Source organism: Polaromonas sp. JS666 (genome assembly GCF_000013865.1).
GTDB lineage: Bacteria > Pseudomonadota > Gammaproteobacteria > Burkholderiales > Burkholderiaceae_C > Polaromonas.
Genome location: NC_007948.1, coordinates 1,171,404 through 1,185,675, shown reverse-complemented (window position 1 = coordinate 1,185,675; position 14,272 = coordinate 1,171,404). Strand labels below are relative to the sequence as shown.

Annotated in this window: 8 protein-coding genes and 1 pseudogene; 3 read left to right on the top strand and 6 right to left on the bottom strand. The window is 61.3% G+C overall.

What is annotated here, in order from left to right; genetic code table 11:
- Nucleotides 1–66: 66 nt before the first annotated feature.
- Nucleotides 67–1,555: pseudogene (locus BPRO_RS05635) on the top strand (deoxyribodipyrimidine photo-lyase).
- Nucleotides 1,556–1,644: 89 nt separating this feature from the next.
- Here the strand turns inward: BPRO_RS05635 and BPRO_RS05630 are convergent.
- From BPRO_RS05630 to BPRO_RS28430, 6 genes are all read right to left on the bottom strand, one after another.
- On the bottom strand, nt 1,645–7,857 hold the full coding sequence (locus BPRO_RS05630) for a hybrid sensor histidine kinase/response regulator (protein WP_011482093.1): 6,213 nt from the start codon (nt 7,855–7,857) through the stop codon (nt 1,645–1,647).
- A 68-nt stretch (nt 7,858–7,925) separates the two neighbouring features.
- A complete protein-coding gene (locus tag BPRO_RS05625) occupies nt 7,926–10,220 on the bottom strand; it encodes a methyl-accepting chemotaxis protein (protein ID WP_041388431.1) in 2,295 nt (764 codons plus the stop codon).
- 28 nt (nt 10,221–10,248) lie between these two features.
- Nucleotides 10,249–10,779, bottom strand: coding sequence for a chemotaxis protein CheW (locus BPRO_RS05620; protein WP_011482091.1), 531 nt, complete (start codon nt 10,777–10,779; stop codon nt 10,249–10,251).
- Between the two features lie 22 nt (nt 10,780–10,801).
- The gene (locus BPRO_RS05615) at nt 10,802–11,167 is read right to left on the bottom strand and encodes a response regulator transcription factor (protein WP_007864987.1); all 366 of its coding nucleotides are present in this window, start codon (nt 11,165–11,167) and stop codon (nt 10,802–10,804) included.
- Nucleotides 11,167–11,565: a response regulator gene (locus tag BPRO_RS05610; protein WP_011482090.1), complete on the bottom strand. Its 399-nt coding sequence runs from the start codon at nt 11,563–11,565 to the stop codon at nt 11,167–11,169. The genes BPRO_RS05615 and BPRO_RS05610 overlap by 1 nt, the downstream gene beginning before the upstream one ends.
- A gap of 83 nt (nt 11,566–11,648) precedes the next feature.
- On the bottom strand, nt 11,649–11,822 hold the full coding sequence (locus tag BPRO_RS28430; RefSeq protein ID WP_011482089.1) for a rubredoxin: 174 nt from the start codon (nt 11,820–11,822) through the stop codon (nt 11,649–11,651).
- A gap of 82 nt (nt 11,823–11,904) precedes the next feature.
- Between BPRO_RS28430 and BPRO_RS05605 the strand changes: the two genes are divergently transcribed.
- Together BPRO_RS05605 and hemL are read left to right on the top strand one after the other, a co-directional pair.
- Nucleotides 11,905–12,870 carry a bifunctional hydroxymethylpyrimidine kinase/phosphomethylpyrimidine kinase gene (locus tag BPRO_RS05605; RefSeq protein ID WP_049764071.1) on the top strand — a complete coding sequence of 322 codons (966 nt, stop codon included), beginning with the start codon at nt 11,905–11,907 and terminating at the stop codon, nt 12,868–12,870.
- Nucleotides 12,851–14,179: a glutamate-1-semialdehyde 2,1-aminomutase gene (gene hemL / locus BPRO_RS05600; protein ID WP_011482087.1), complete on the top strand. Its 1,329-nt coding sequence runs from the start codon at nt 12,851–12,853 to the stop codon at nt 14,177–14,179. The genes BPRO_RS05605 and hemL overlap by 20 nt, the downstream gene beginning before the upstream one ends.
- The last annotated feature ends 93 nt before the right edge of the window (nt 14,180–14,272 follow it).

The following is a 14,272-nucleotide window of genomic DNA, read 5'->3' as shown; positions in this document are numbered from 1 at the left end:
CTGCGCGGAAAACCCGCGGGCAGACCCCGCCAGCCCTGTCAGCCCTGTTTCACTACCATCGGCTCCATGATAAAAAAATACCGGACCGGCCTGATGTGGTTCAGGCGGGATTTGCGCACTGAGGACAATGCAGCGCTTTACCATGCGCTGAAGTCGTGCCACCGGGTGTTTTGCCTGTTCATTTTTGACCGGGGCATCCTGGACGACCTGCCCCGGGCCGACCGGCGCGTGGAATTCATCCGGGAGTCGCTGGTCGACCTGAACGGGCAGCTGCAGGCGCTGGCCCGGCAGGGCGGCTGCGCCGCCGGCACCGCGCTGCTGGTGCGGCACGCCAGGCCCAGCGAAGCCATGGGAGCGCTGGCAGCAGGGCTTTGCATTGATGCGGTGTTCACCAACCACGACGACGAACCCCAGGCGCTGGCGCGCGACGCGGCCGTACAGGCGATGCTGGACGGCCAGGGGGTGGCTTTTCACAGCTTCAAGGACCATGTCATTTTTGAACGCCACGAAGTGCTGACGCTGGCGGGCAAGCCCTACACCGTGTTCACTCCCTACAAGAATGCCTGGCTGAAGAAAGTCGACGGTTTCTACCTCAAGCCCTATCCGGTTGCGCAGTATGCCGCTGCCCTGGCACCGCTACCAGCCGGAGAGCTGTCCGCGGTGCCGCCGCTGGAGGCGCTGGGATTTGAGAAAACGAACCTGTCGGCGCTGAAAATCCCGACCGGAAGCTAGGGAGGAATCTCGCTTTTTGAGGAGTTTCTGGGCCGCATGGATCTCTACAGGGACACGCGGGACTTTCCGGCCGTCAAAGGCCCAAGCCACCTGGGCGTGCACCTGCGTTTTGGCACTGTCTCGATCCGGAAAATGGCTTCAACGGCCTTGCAGCAGCAAAACAAGGAAAGCAAGGAAAGTGAAGGCGCCGCCGCCTGGCTGAGCGAATTGATATGGCGGGATTTTTATGCCCAGATTCTGAGCAACTTCCCCCATGCTGCAACGAGTGCGTTCAAGCCCGAATATGACGCCATTGCGTGGGAAAGCGGCGAGATGGCCACCACCCGCTTCCAGGCCTGGTGTGATGGCCGCACGGGCTATCCTCTCGTCGATGCGGCCATGGCGCAAATCAACCAGACGGGGCTACATGCACAACCGCCTGCGCATGGTGACCGCCAGCTTTCTGGTGAAAGACCTCGGCATAGACTGGCGCTGGGGCGAGCGCTACTTTGCCGAAAAGCTCAATGATTTTGACCTGTCAGCCAACAATGGGGGCTGGCAGTGGGCGGCCAGCACAGGTTGTGATGCACAACCCTATTTCCGCATCTTCAATCCGGTCAGCCAGAGCGAGAAATTTGATGCGGAAGGCAAGTTCATCCGCAAATACCTGCCGCCCCTGGAGAAACTCCCCGCCTCATGCCTGCACAGCCCCTGGCTGGCCAAACCGGTTGAACTGAGTGCTGCGGGCGTATCGTTGGGTCAAAACTACCCGATGCCCATCGTCCAGCATGATGAAGCGCGGGCACTGACGCTGCAGCGCTACGCGGTGGTTAAAAAATCCTGACGCTGAATTGCTCGACCGGACAGACTGGCTGGATTTACTTTATTTTTGATAGCATCCCACGCCCTTCCGGCATGGGAAATACCGCCTCTTTATGCAGACGCCGGGATGTCTGCTGCGCAGTAATGGCGCACCAGGCTCATCAACTCTTCTTCCGAATAAGGTTTGCCCAGGTAGTGGTCCACCCCCAGCTCCTTGGCATGCTCCCGATGCTTCTCGGCAATCCGTGAAGTGATCATGATGATGGGCAGGCTGTTGAGGCGGACATCCCCGCGGATGTTGCGCGCCAGGTCAAACCCATCCATGCGTGGCATCTCAATATCCGACAGGACCACCGCAGGCCGCTCTTCCTGCAACCGTTCGAGGGCCTGCAGGCCGTCGGCCGCCATGGCCACCCGGTAGCCTTCGCGCTGCAACAGGCGCTGCGTGACGCGCCGCACGGTAATCGAGTCATCAACCACCAGGATCAGGGGAATTTGCGGCGCGGCAGGCAGCAGTGCAGCCGCCTTGTCGGCACCATTGCCCAGCTCCTCAAGCATGTGTGGCTCCGCCCGGTCCGTGCTCCAGGCTCGCGCCTGCTGGCCATACACAGAAGCCAGCGCCACCGGGTTATAGATCAGCACGACGGCTCCCGAAGCGAGCACAGACATGCCAGCCAAACCCGGCAGGCGTGACAACTGCGGCCCCAGGTTTTTCACCACGACCTCCCGGTTGCCCAGCACTTCATCGACATGCAAGGCCATGCGCTGGGCCGCACTTCGGAAAATGACCACCGGTGTAGTCTTGCCCTGGGTCTCGCTGCTGTGGGGCGAGGCTTGCAGCAATGCGCCCGACCAGAAGAAAGGAACGGCCTCGCCAGCGACCTCCAGCGTGCCGCTGTTATACGCCTGCTGCAATTCCTTGGCCGAAGCGCGGCGCACGGTCTCCACCACATTCGCGGGCACCCCCACCGCCTGTTTGCCGGCGCGAATCATCACCACCTGGGTCACCGCAGTAGTCAGCGGCAGCACCAGTTTGAAGTGTGTCCCCTTGCCGGAGACAGTAGAGGTTTCAATCCGGCCGCCCAGTGCATTCACCTCGGCGCGAACCACATCCATGCCGATGCCACGTCCGGCCAGTTCGGTCACCTGCGCGGCCGTCGAAAAACCAGCCGTGAAAATCAGGTTGGCGGCTTCCTGGTCATCCAGGGATTGCTCTGGCGTCACCAGCCCGAGGCTCACGGCCTTCTCGCGGATGCGCTGCAGATTCAAGCCCCCGCCGTCATCGCTGAAGTCCACCGAAACGTCGTTGCCTTCATGGCGCAGATGAACGGTAATGAGGCCCACAGGGTCTTTGCCGGCCTCGGCACGTACCTGCGGGTTTTCAATACCGTGTACCACGCAGTTGCGCAGCAAATGCTCGAACGCGGGTGTCATGCGGTCCAGCATGCCACGGTCCATCTCGATGGTGCCGCCCAGCAGGTCCAGCCTCACCTGCTTGCCGGCTTCCTTGGACGCTTGCCGCACCACGCGGTAAAGACGCTCGGAAATCCCCTCAAACTCCACCATGCGCGTGCGCAGCAGGTCGCGCTGCAATTCGCGGGTCTGGCGGGCCTGGGCAATCAGGTCATCCTCGGTCGCTTCAACGGTGCGCTGCAGGGTACGCTGCACGGTCGCCACGTCGTTGACCGACTCGGCCATCATGCGCGTCAACTCCTGCACGCGGGTGAACCGGTCAAACTCGAGCGGATCGAACCCGGCCTGAGCCTCCTTGGCCTGCGCCAGGCGCGACTGCATCTGCGTTTCAGCCTGCAATTCAATATCGCGCAGTTGCTGGCGCAAGCGGTTCAAGTTCCCGCTCATGTCATTCAGCGAACCGCGCAACTGGCCGAGTTCGGCTTCCAGGCGGGACCGCGTGATCATGACCTCACCCGCCTGGGTGACCATCCGGTCAAGCAACTGGGACCGCACACGGATGGAAGCTGTTGCCGCCTGGCGCAGGGGCTGCATGGCCATGGCTTGCGGCGCGGGAATTGCCAGTTTTCTTCCGGCACTGGCGCTGGTACTTGTACCAGCGACGGCTGGCTCTTTAGCCAGGGGCTGCCGGGCCTCCTGCGCAATCGTTGACGCCACAGGGGCGGCTGCCTCGGCTGGCGCCTCAACGGCAGCCAGCGGAGGCAAGGGTACGGCCGCCGCCGCGGCATCAGCACGTCGCAAGTCTTCAAAAGTGGCCTGCATCGCATCAAAACGCGTCAGCAGCGGTTCGAATTCCTGGGTGGCGGCCGCGTCGGAGCCCAGATGCTCGATTTCCGATTCGATCCGGTGAGCCATTTCACCCAGACGCAAGGCACCCGCCAGACGCGCACTGCCCTTGAGGGTATGCAGTGCGCGCAGAACCTCCATGCGCGCGCCCTGGTTGTCGGGCCGGGCTGCCCATTGCCGCAACGCGCCGCCCAGTTGGGGCATGAGCTCTGCGCCTTCTTCTTCAAAAATCGGAAACAGATCCGGATCGATGGCATCGATCGCGTCAATATCGTCTTCAGCTTCCTCATCCCGCCACGCAGAGGCTGCGGCAGCAATCGAGGCCCGGGTCGCAGCCGTCACCAGACCAGGCGCCGATGGCACCAGCCGTACTGGCGTCGCAATGACTGCTGCGGGCGCCGGGGGCGGTGCATCCGGAGCGGATGCTGCCGCCAGGGTGGCTTCCGGGATTTCAGCTTCCAGCGGTTGGGCCGGTTCAATGCCGACCTCCTCCGCCGGTGGGGCTTCAGGCGGGAACTCAAGTTCGGAAAATTCGCCCGCGGGCGGCAGAACCGAGTCGAAGAAGTCCAGTTGACGCAAGCGTTCAAGCACACCGCTGTCGGCCTCCTTGAGGAAGCCGGCGGCAAACTGGTGCAGCAACCGGCGTATGTCTTCCGCCGCGTCCACGAAGACCTGGCCATACTTGGCTGCGCCATTGCGGTGGTGAGCCTGCGACTGCTGCAGTGCATGCTCAAGCGCCCGGGCCATTTCCGACAATGCATGGAACCCGACCGTCGCAGAGCTGCCCGCCAGGGAATGGGCAAGCGCCACCGTGGAATCACTGACCGGCTGGTTGCGCTCAATCACCCATTCGGCGACTTCCATCACCAGTCGGCGCGACCACTCATCGGCCTCGTTCAAATAGACGTTGTAAAGAGGAATGCCTATGCGCAGCGCCCCAATGACCTTGACTTGCTCATCACTATTGCCGTCGACCTGCAAAAGGCCACTGAGGGAATCCTCAAACGCCGCAATTTCCTGCGCATCCGGAAGTTCATCAAATTGCGACGGGGCAGGCTCAAGCGCCTCGAATATCCCCGCGGCATCCACCGCCTCAGGCAAGGTCGCAACCAGTTCGGCGGATGGGAATTCAAACCCGGCAGGCATGGCCTGATCGGGCGTCAGAATCTCCACAACCTCTACGGCGTCCACAGTGTCCAGATGGAAGTGCTTGTCAAAATCCTCCACCGACAATTCAACCGCCTGCCCAGACTCCGGCTCAAGCGACACGCTCAGAAACTCATCCTCAACCGGATGAGCGGTGGAATCAGCTGGCGCGCCGCTACCCGCAGAAAGCGCCGAGAGGCTGTCGAAATCAATACCTTCGATATCCATTGCAGATGCGGTAACTGGCGCTGCGGCATCCATGGCATCGTCAAAGTCGAGATTGAACTCAAAAGGAGACTCAACGACAGCCGCGTCGGCAGGCGCCCCAGTGCCGGCAAGATCGGGGACGCCCGATTCAAGTTGAAGTTCCAGCAATTCAAGCGTTCCAGCCATCGCCGTGTCATCGACGGTTACGGCAGAGCTGGGCACTTCGGCCGGGGCAAACAGGTTCAAGGGGGCGTAGTGACCGGCAGTGCGCATGGCGTCAGCGCTGCTGCGGAAGGCTGAGGCGGACCACGCAGCATCCTCGTTCGCGGCAATATCTTCAATCCATTTCGCAAAACCGGTCATGGCCTCCGTGGCCAGGCTCTTGAACTCATCGGTTGCAGTTTTCTGGTCCGCCAGCCAGCTATTGAGCATTTGCTCGAGCGACCATGCTGCTTCGCCGAACTCGTTGAGCCCGACCATTCGCGAACTGCCTTTGAGCGTGTGAAAAGCGCGCCGCAGCACCGTCAGTTGGGCCACATCGCCGGAATCGCTTGCCAACGCCAAAAGGGCTTCCTGGCCATTGCCGACGACCTCGCGCGCCTCTTCAAGGAAAATATCACGCAGGTCATCTTCTTCAAAATCTGCGGAAGCCAGCGGGCCGGCCGGTGCAGCGGGTGCCTGCATCACCGAGGATGCCAGCGATGTCAACGCAACAGCGGCGGCGTCGGCATTGTTGGCCGATACCGCCTTCGCCGCCTCCCGGGCGCTCTGGGCCAGGGCAGGCTGCTCGGCCAGCGCCGCGTGCGTGGCCAGCGCGTCCAGTCTGCCAGTGAGGTTTTCATCGCTCGCGCCGACCCCGGCCTCCTCCACTACCGAGATCAGCTCGCGCGACAACAGATCACTGTTCACCGTCACGGTAGACGCGGCGCTCGGCGGGCTTTGCGTCCGGCCCATCAGGGGCTTGAGTTCACCTTTTTCATCATCATAGACAAACAGTTTTTTTGCCAGCACCGGCTGGTAATTGAGCATGTCAATCAGGAAACTCAGCGCACCCAGGTTATTACCGAGGTGATCAAATGTGCCAGCAGTCCGCGCCAGTTGCTCGTCAATTTCGGTGACAAGCATTTGCTCCACGGTTTCCTTCATGCGTGAAACTGCATGCGATGCCTGATCAAGACCCAGTACCGACAACACGCCGCGCATCTGGGAAAGCTGCCCGGGTACTGCCTGCAGGGCGGTCCTGTCCTGCGGATTGCGAAAGAACACATCCAGTGCCTTTTCGAGTTCGCCCAGAGATCCGCGCAACTCGCCCACCACACTGCCCATGGTCTGCTTATCGCTGACGCGTCGGTACAGCTCTTCCATCCAGCTTTCCATCGGCTGAGACTCACCGCCCGCCCGGACGCCTTCCAGGCGTTCTGCCAAATTCGTTGTCCGCACCGCCAACTGGGGATCGTTGGGATCCAGGTCGTCAAATGCAGCTTCCAGATAAAGGACCGAGGTCGCGACCTCCATCGCCAGTTCAATGCCGGGTGGCTTGGCGGAGCGGGTCGTGGTTTCGATCGCTCGGGTCAAGGTTTGCGCAAAAGGCGCGCTCGGTGGATGAAGTTTGAGCAGGGAGTCAGACACCAGACTGAACTGCTCACCAACCGACTTGAGCTTGCTGACGTCCCCGGCAGAAAGTGACGACCACGCTTCCTTGGCCGAGGTAATCCGTTTGCGCGCCTGAGCCAGCAGGGCCGGATCAAAGCGGCCAAACTGAACAAGTTCGTAGTCCACCGGCTTGAACCGGTTGAGACCATACATCGATCGGACGGCGGACAGAACCGGGGTGTCACCGGCCCGGGTAGAGACCGCCTGCGCGCAGAAAAAGAGCAGATCCTGCGCAAGGCGGTCTGATATCGCGGCATCACCTTTGCCCAGCGAGGCATATTGAAGCAATATCCGGGATGCAGCGCGCCGGACATACAGATCGGTGGCCAGCAAATCATGCTCGACAGCTTCAAAATAAGCCGCCGCAATTTTCCAGAAAATCCGGGGCTGGCGATCGGCCTGCCTGGCAGAAAAGCCAAGACTCAAGTCCTTGAGGTTGCGCGCAGCCTCGGGCGCCCTGCCCTTCATGAGCTGGAGCACCGACTGGTCCAGCAAGGCACGCGCGCCGCTGTCGTAGTTCCGCGGTTCAGCCGTCTCAGCCAGTTCAGGTTCGAGCCAGCGCCACTCAAACGGCCACAGGTCGGCAGGGTGAATGCGGTCCGCACGCACCAGTTCCTGGACTTCGCGGTACTGCGGGAACAGTGAAACTGCAGACACGGGCTTGTCCGCCAGCACACCTTCGAGGTATTCCGTCAACGCAAAGCTGGCACGCTCGATCTTCGCGGCGGCATCCTGGCTGCATTGCTCGGGTTGCTGCACAAACTTCTGGACCGCGGCCTCCATGGCGCGCAGCACCAGCGCAGGCCCTGGCAGCCCCACCATCTCCAGCGCACCTACAGCCTGATGCAACTGCTGGCGCGCGATCCGCAACTGGCTCGCGTCAATCGCCGCGAGATCGGAGCCCCGTGCAGCCTCGGCGTCCCGCACGAAGCGCTTCAGCGCCTTGGCTGCACCTTCCAGTGACTTGCGAAGTTCGTCAAGCACCCAAGCCAGCGGGCCCAGATCGTTGACAGCGAGGTCAGACTCGGCAGTTTTTGAATTCGGGACGTTGGATTGCATAGATAACGGGCCGGTTCAGGAATCGGTGTCGGAGGCTGAGGTTGCGGTCAACGCACAACAGGTTGTCATCAGGCGATCTTGAATCGGGACACTGACTGGCGCAGCTCTTCCGCCATGCGGGAAAGGTCACGCACCTGCTGGGCCGTAGAGCGGGTACCTTCTCCGGTTTGCTCAGTCACCGCAAAAATGTGCTGGATGTTGCCCGCCACCACGTTGGCCGATGCGGCCTCCCGGGAGGCTGAATTGGAAATCTGCTCAATCAGATCGGCAAGACGGCGTGACACCTGGTCAATTTCAGTCAGTGCCGTACCGGCGTTATCGGACAGCTTGGCCCCCTCGACCACACCCTGCGTTGAGCGCTCCATGGCGGCTACCGCATCCTGGGTGTCGGTCTGAATCGCTTTCACCAGCGCCGAAATCTGGCGCGTCGCATCGGCGGAACGCTCCGCCAGCCGCTGCACCTCCTCGGCCACCACCGAGAAACCGCGTCCGGCCTCACCGGCTGACGCCGCCTGAATGGCAGCGTTCAGCGCCAGAACGTTGGTCTGCTCGGTAATGTCCGAGATCAGCTCGGTAATCTCGCCAATCTCCTGGGATGACTCACCCAGCCGCTTGATCCGCTTGGAAGTTTCCTGAATCTGGTCCCGGATGGAGTTCATACCGCCGATCGCGTTTTGCACCGCCTGCAAACCTGACTCAGCCGCTGTCAGAGACTGGCGGGCCACTTGAGAAGACTCCTGAGCCTGGGTGGACACCTCGTTGATTCGGGACGCCATGTCCAGCACCGACTGGCCGGTCTCGCGAATCTCGCGCAGCTGTTCGGTCGACGCTGCCAGCAGCTCCGTGGACGTGCTTTCCACCTGCGCCGTCGTCTGTGCAACCCGGGTCGCCGTGTTCTGCACGTTACCCACCAGCTGGCGCAACTCCTCCACCGTGTAATTCACCGAGTCGGCAATGGCACCGGTAATATCCTCGGTCACCGTGGCTTCCTGGGTCAGATCGCCTTCAGCCACTGTCTGCAGCTCGTTCATCAGGCGCAAAATGGCAGCCTGGTTGGCGTCATTGACGCGCTTGGCGTCCTGTTCCTGGCTTTTGGCTTCCTGTCGCTGCGTCTCGGCCACCGCCTGCCGCTGCTGGCTGTCCTGCACCTGCAAACGGGCCAGACCTGCCGCGCACAGCAGCGCGAAGGCCGCCGCAATGACCAGGACCGTCAACGCCCCGGCGCCCAGGCCGGTCTGCGAAGACAGCTTGCCCTGTAGTTCCTCAAGGCCACGGCGCAGCGGTTCACTGTCAGCAATGATCGAAGACTGGGCTTCACGGGCTGAGACCAGGCCCTGCAGATTGCCCAGAATGGCACCCGCCTGCACGCGTGTCTGCTCATAAAGCGCCATCAGAGCCTCCAGCCGCTCGCGGGTCTGCGGGTCTTTGGAGCCGCTCAGGCGCAGCTCAGGACTGCCATCCTGCAGACCTTGGGCAATTTCCTTGAAGGAGTTCAAGTCCTTGCCCAGCAGGAACACGGCCTCGGGGCTCACGCCTTCCATGGTCAGGAACTCATTGGCAGACTTGCCGATCCGCTGGGTCAACATCACCAGCTGGCCGGACGCAGAAATTTCAGCGGGCGCGGCATTTTGCTGAAGCTTGAGCGAGGACACCGTTTCAGCGATTTCCAGCAAGTCGGATGACTGGCGGTTGATGGTGCGCAGCGCGTTACCCACCTGCGTCAGAATGTTTTGCTGGCCCATCACGGTTTTCGCATTTTTCTCGGCGCGCTCCATGAAGGGCGTGACCTTTTCAACGTCGGGCTGCAATGCCTCGGCAACAGGCGCCAGGCGCAGGCTGTCCTCGCCGGACTTCAGGCCGCGCACGGTTTTGGCCAGCACGTCGGAGCTTTCGCGCACATCCGGGAAAGCCTGGGCACTTCCCACCAGGGCTTGCGATACAGACTTTGCCAGGCGCTGCGACTGCATCAGTGACTGGCCGGTTGCCGCCACCTGCTGGGCGACCTTGTCGGCCTGGTTCAGCGCCAGGAAGGTCACGGTACCCAGCACCACCACCGCCAGAGCCAGCAAGCCCACCAGGATTCGCTGGTGCTGGCCTATGGTGCGGCGACCCAGCAGGGGCAGCGAAAGCTGGTCGGGATTTTCCACCGACACGCCCTCCTCGGTTGCCGCCACCCGGCTTGGCGCAAAGGCGTCCTGGTTGCCATCCATCTGGCGAGCGGCTGCGGCATTAAAAGAAGGTAGTCCTCCTACAGTGGAAGCAAGGGCGTCACCGGGCATACCCACGGAAGCCATGTCCATGCTGTCTTCTGGGTGGACAGACTTCGGTTTAAACAGCTTCTGGATACTTGCAAAAACAGACATGGTGAGCCTTCCGGGAGAAACGGGCGCGCTATGCGCCGATCGTCAAAAAATGAGCTTGCTGGGCAAGCAACTGAAGATTGATTTCCTGCCAGCTTGCACCATTGAGGTCAACGTACTGGTTGCCAAAAAATTCAGGCGCATCGGGCGCCTTTTCCGAGAAGTCGACGAAGGCATCCTGCTTGCGCAAGCCGGCCAGTCTGTCGATCAGCAGGGCGCAATTGACTTCAAGCGCACTATTGAGCGCAACAAGCCTCGACTCAGCGCGCGCAAGTTCAGTCTTCGGGGGCGGCGCCTCGCCGCTCACGTAACTTGCCAGATCAACCACGCCAAAGAGGCCGCCGCGCAAATTGGCAACGCCGGCAAACCATGCCTGGGTATAGGGAACCGCCTGCGTGTGAACCCACGGAAAAATTTCACCGGACTGGCTCAGGGGAAACAGGTAGTTCCTTCCGCCAGCCTCCACAGCCAGCCAGGATGCAGCAACGCCCTGCGTTCGCGCAACCTGCAACCTGTCGGCCAGCCGGGTTTGTAGCTCTCTGAGGGCTTGTCTGTTCGCCATGCTCTGGTTTTACGCCTGTCGATCAGCCAAGGGCCTTGATTTTGGCCATCAACTCATCAGCATCCACAGGCTTGGTGATGTAGTCGCGAGCCCCCTGACGCATGCCCCACACCCGATCGGTTTCCTGATTTTTACTGGTGCACATCATGATGGGGATGTCCGAATAAAGGGGGTCACGGGTAATGGCGCGCGTCAGCTGGAAGCCGTTTTGCCCCGGCATCACCACATCCATCAGAATCAGCTCCGGCTTGTCCTCGGCCAGGCGGCGAAAGGCGTCTTCCGCGTTTTCTGCGGTTTTGACAGTGAAGCCATTCTTGACCAGCAGATCGGTCAGAAACATCAATTCAGTCTTGGAGTCATCAACTACCAATATTTTCTTAATCGCCATCAAACTACTCCTTGTTTTGCACTGCCGAGTTCCTGAACGGTCTGCAGCAGCTGATCTTTGGTAAAAGGCTTGGTCAGGTAGTCCTGTGAACCCACCATGCGACCCCGCGCCTTGTCGAACACCCCATCCTTGGAGGACAGCATCACAATGGGCACACCCGAGAACTTTGCGTTGCGCTTGATAATCGCACAGGTCTGATAGCCATCCAGGCGAGGCATCAAAATGTCGCAAAAAATCAGGTCGGGCTCGTAGTCGTTGACCTTGGAGAGGGCGTCAAAGCCATCTTCAGCCAGCAATACTTCATGGCCTCCCTGCTTGAGGAAAATTTCGGCGCTGCGCCGGATCGTATTGCTGTCATCGATGACCAGGACCTTCAATCCGGAATTGGGAATGCTCACTGCCTTTGCTCCTGTTTTTGCGGACCCCGGAACGCTAGCACACCAGGTCGGGGTTGCGACTGTTCAGGCAGGTGCCCAAACGGCTATATCTGAACCATTTCGAAATCTTCTTTACGCGCTCCGCATTCCGGGCAAGTCCAGTTCATGGGCACTTGGGCCCATGGTGTTCCCGGGGCAATGCCATGCTCGGGCGCACCAGCAGCTTCATCATAAATCCACCCACAGATCAAACACATCCACGTCATTGATTGAGTCACAGCTTAAGTTGCCTTCGAATAGAATGCAACAATTGTATCGATGCGGCGTTGCTTATTCGCGTACAAGGCAAAATCGCAGCCTATGGCAAACCCCAACACCTCTTCACTGGACAGCCGGCAACTGCAAACCGAGGACAGCGACGCGTCTCCGGCATGCGTCATGACCTTCAATGCCAATGATCCGAGCGGAGCAGGTGGACTGACGGCCGACATCGCAGCGATCACCTCGGCGGGGGCTCATCCACTGGCTGTCGTCACCGGCGCGTACGTGCGCGACACCGCCGAGATTTTTGACCATTTCTCATTCGACGAAGAGGCTGTCACCGACCAGGCGCGATCCGCACTCGAAGACATGCCGGTGTCGGCCATCAAGGTCGGTTTTGTCGGCAGCCCGGAGAACATCAGCACCATCGCCGAGATCGCGACCGACTATGCCGATGTACCGCTTATCGCTTACATGCCCAACCTGTCATGGTGGGACGAAAGCGAAATTGACAGCTACCTCGATGCCTTTCGTGAGTTGATGCTGCCGCAGACGACAGTGTTGGTCGGCAACCACAGCAGCCTGTGGCGCTGGTTGCTGCCGGACTGGCCGGGCGAGCGCAACCCCTCGGCTCGCGACATTGCCAAGGCTGCGGCCGACCTGGGCGTGCCCTACACGCTGGTGACCGGCATTCCCCTGCCCGACCAGTTCATCGACAACGTGCTGGCGACTCCGCAAGCCGTTTTGTACAGTGAAAAATTCGAGCGCTTTGAGGCGGTATTTGCCGGCGCCGGCGAAACGCTGTCTGCCGCACTCTCGGCCCTGCTGGCCAATGGCCACGATCTGCAGGCGGCCACCGCCGAAGCCCTGACCTATCTGGACCACAGCCTGGATGCCGGTTTTCACCCCGGCATGGGCAACATCGTGCCTGACCGCCTGTTCTGGGCGCAGGCCGATGTCGATGATGAAGAATCCGAAGACGAAGCGGGCGACACGCCCGACGATGCCGCACTGACATCCAAGCCTCCTTTTGACCTGCCGCCCAATGGAACCACAAAACATTAAGCCCCACACCCCCGAGCTCTCCCGCAACACCGCGCTGTTCGAGCGCGCCAAAAAGTTGATCCCCGGCGGGGTGAATTCGCCGGTCAGGGCGTTCAAGGCCGTGGGAGGTACGCCGCGCTTTGTGCAGCGCGCCCAGGGCGCCTACTTCTGGGACGCCGACGACCAGCGCTACATCGACTACATCGGCTCGTGGGGGCCAATGATTCTGGGGCACGGGCATCCCGCCGTGCTTGCGTCCGTTCAGAAAGCGCTGCTGGACGGTTTCTCTTATGGTGCGCCGACCGAGCGCGAAGTGGAACTGGCTGAAGAGCTCGTGCGCCTGGTGCCGTCCCTCGAAATGGTGCGGCTGGTGAGCTCGGGTACCGAAGCAGCCATGAGCGCCATCCGCCTGGCGCGCGGCGCGACCGGACGCAGCAAGATCATCAAGTTCGAGGGCTGCTACCACGGCCACGCCGACGCCCTGCTGGTGAAAGCCGGCTCCGGCCTGGCCACCTTCGGCAACCCAACCAGCGCCGGTGTACCGCCCGAGGTAGTGCAGCACACCCTGGTGCTCGAATACAACCACCTGGCCCAGCTGGAAGAAGCTTTTGCGCTGCATGGCAGCGCGATTGCCTGCCTGATGATCGAGCCGATCGCCGGCAACATGAATTTCGTGCGGGCCAGCATTCCTTTCATGCAGCGTTGCCGCGAGCTGTGCACCCAGTATGGTGCGCTGCTGGTGTTTGACGAAGTCATGACCGGCTTTCGCGTGGCCCTCGGTGGCGCGCAAAGCGTGTACGCCAAAAGTATTCCCGGCTTCAAACCCGACATGACGGTGCTGGGCAAGGTGATTGGCGGCGGCATGCCGCTGGCGGCCTTTGGCGGAACCCGCGCCGTGATGGAACAGCTGGCGCCTTTGGGCCCGGTCTACCAGGCCGGTACGCTGTCGGGCAACCCGGTGGCCACCGCCTGCGGCCTGGCCACCTTGCGCGAGATCCAGAAACCCGGGTTTTATGAAGCACTGGGAGAGCGCACGCGCGGTCTGGTCGCAGGCCTCACGCAGGCGGCCAACAAGGCGGGCGTGCCTTTTTGCGGTGACAGCGAGGGCGGCATGTTCGGCTTTTTCCTGCTCGGGCAACTGCCTCAAAACTACGCCACGGTCATGACGACCGACGGTCCGGCCTTCAACCGCTTCTTTCATGCCATGCTGGCCAGCGGGGTGTACTACGCGCCGGCGCTGTACGAGGCCGGCTTTGTCAGCTCGGCGCACAGCGCGGCGGATATTGAGGCCACGGTGGATGCAGCGGCGAAGTTTTTTGCCGGGGCCTGAACTGGCCTCATGAGGTGAGGCGCTCTTTCGCTGAATGCCCGGCGGATTAATCTGCTCCGGAGCCGGCGGCCCCAATATCAAAATGGCCCGCGC

What these genes read in the sequence shown, in the direction of transcription:
- BPRO_RS05630 (WP_011482093.1), bottom strand. Translation starts at nt 7,857, where the DNA reads ATGCAATCCAACGTCCCGAATTCAAAAACTGCCGAGTCTGACCTCGCT.
- BPRO_RS05625 (WP_041388431.1), bottom strand. Translation starts at nt 10,220, where the DNA reads ATGTCTGTTTTTGCAAGTATCCAGAAGCTGTTTAAACCGAAGTCTGTC.
- BPRO_RS05620 (WP_011482091.1), bottom strand. Translation starts at nt 10,779, where the DNA reads ATGGCGAACAGACAAGCCCTCAGAGAGCTACAAACCCGGCTGGCCGAC.
- BPRO_RS05615 (WP_007864987.1), bottom strand. Translation starts at nt 11,167, where the DNA reads ATGGCGATTAAGAAAATATTGGTAGTTGATGACTCCAAGACTGAATTG.
- BPRO_RS05605 (WP_049764071.1), top strand. Translation starts at nt 11,905, where the DNA reads ATGGCAAACCCCAACACCTCTTCACTGGACAGCCGGCAACTGCAAACC.
- hemL (WP_011482087.1), top strand. Translation starts at nt 12,851, where the DNA reads ATGGAACCACAAAACATTAAGCCCCACACCCCCGAGCTCTCCCGCAAC.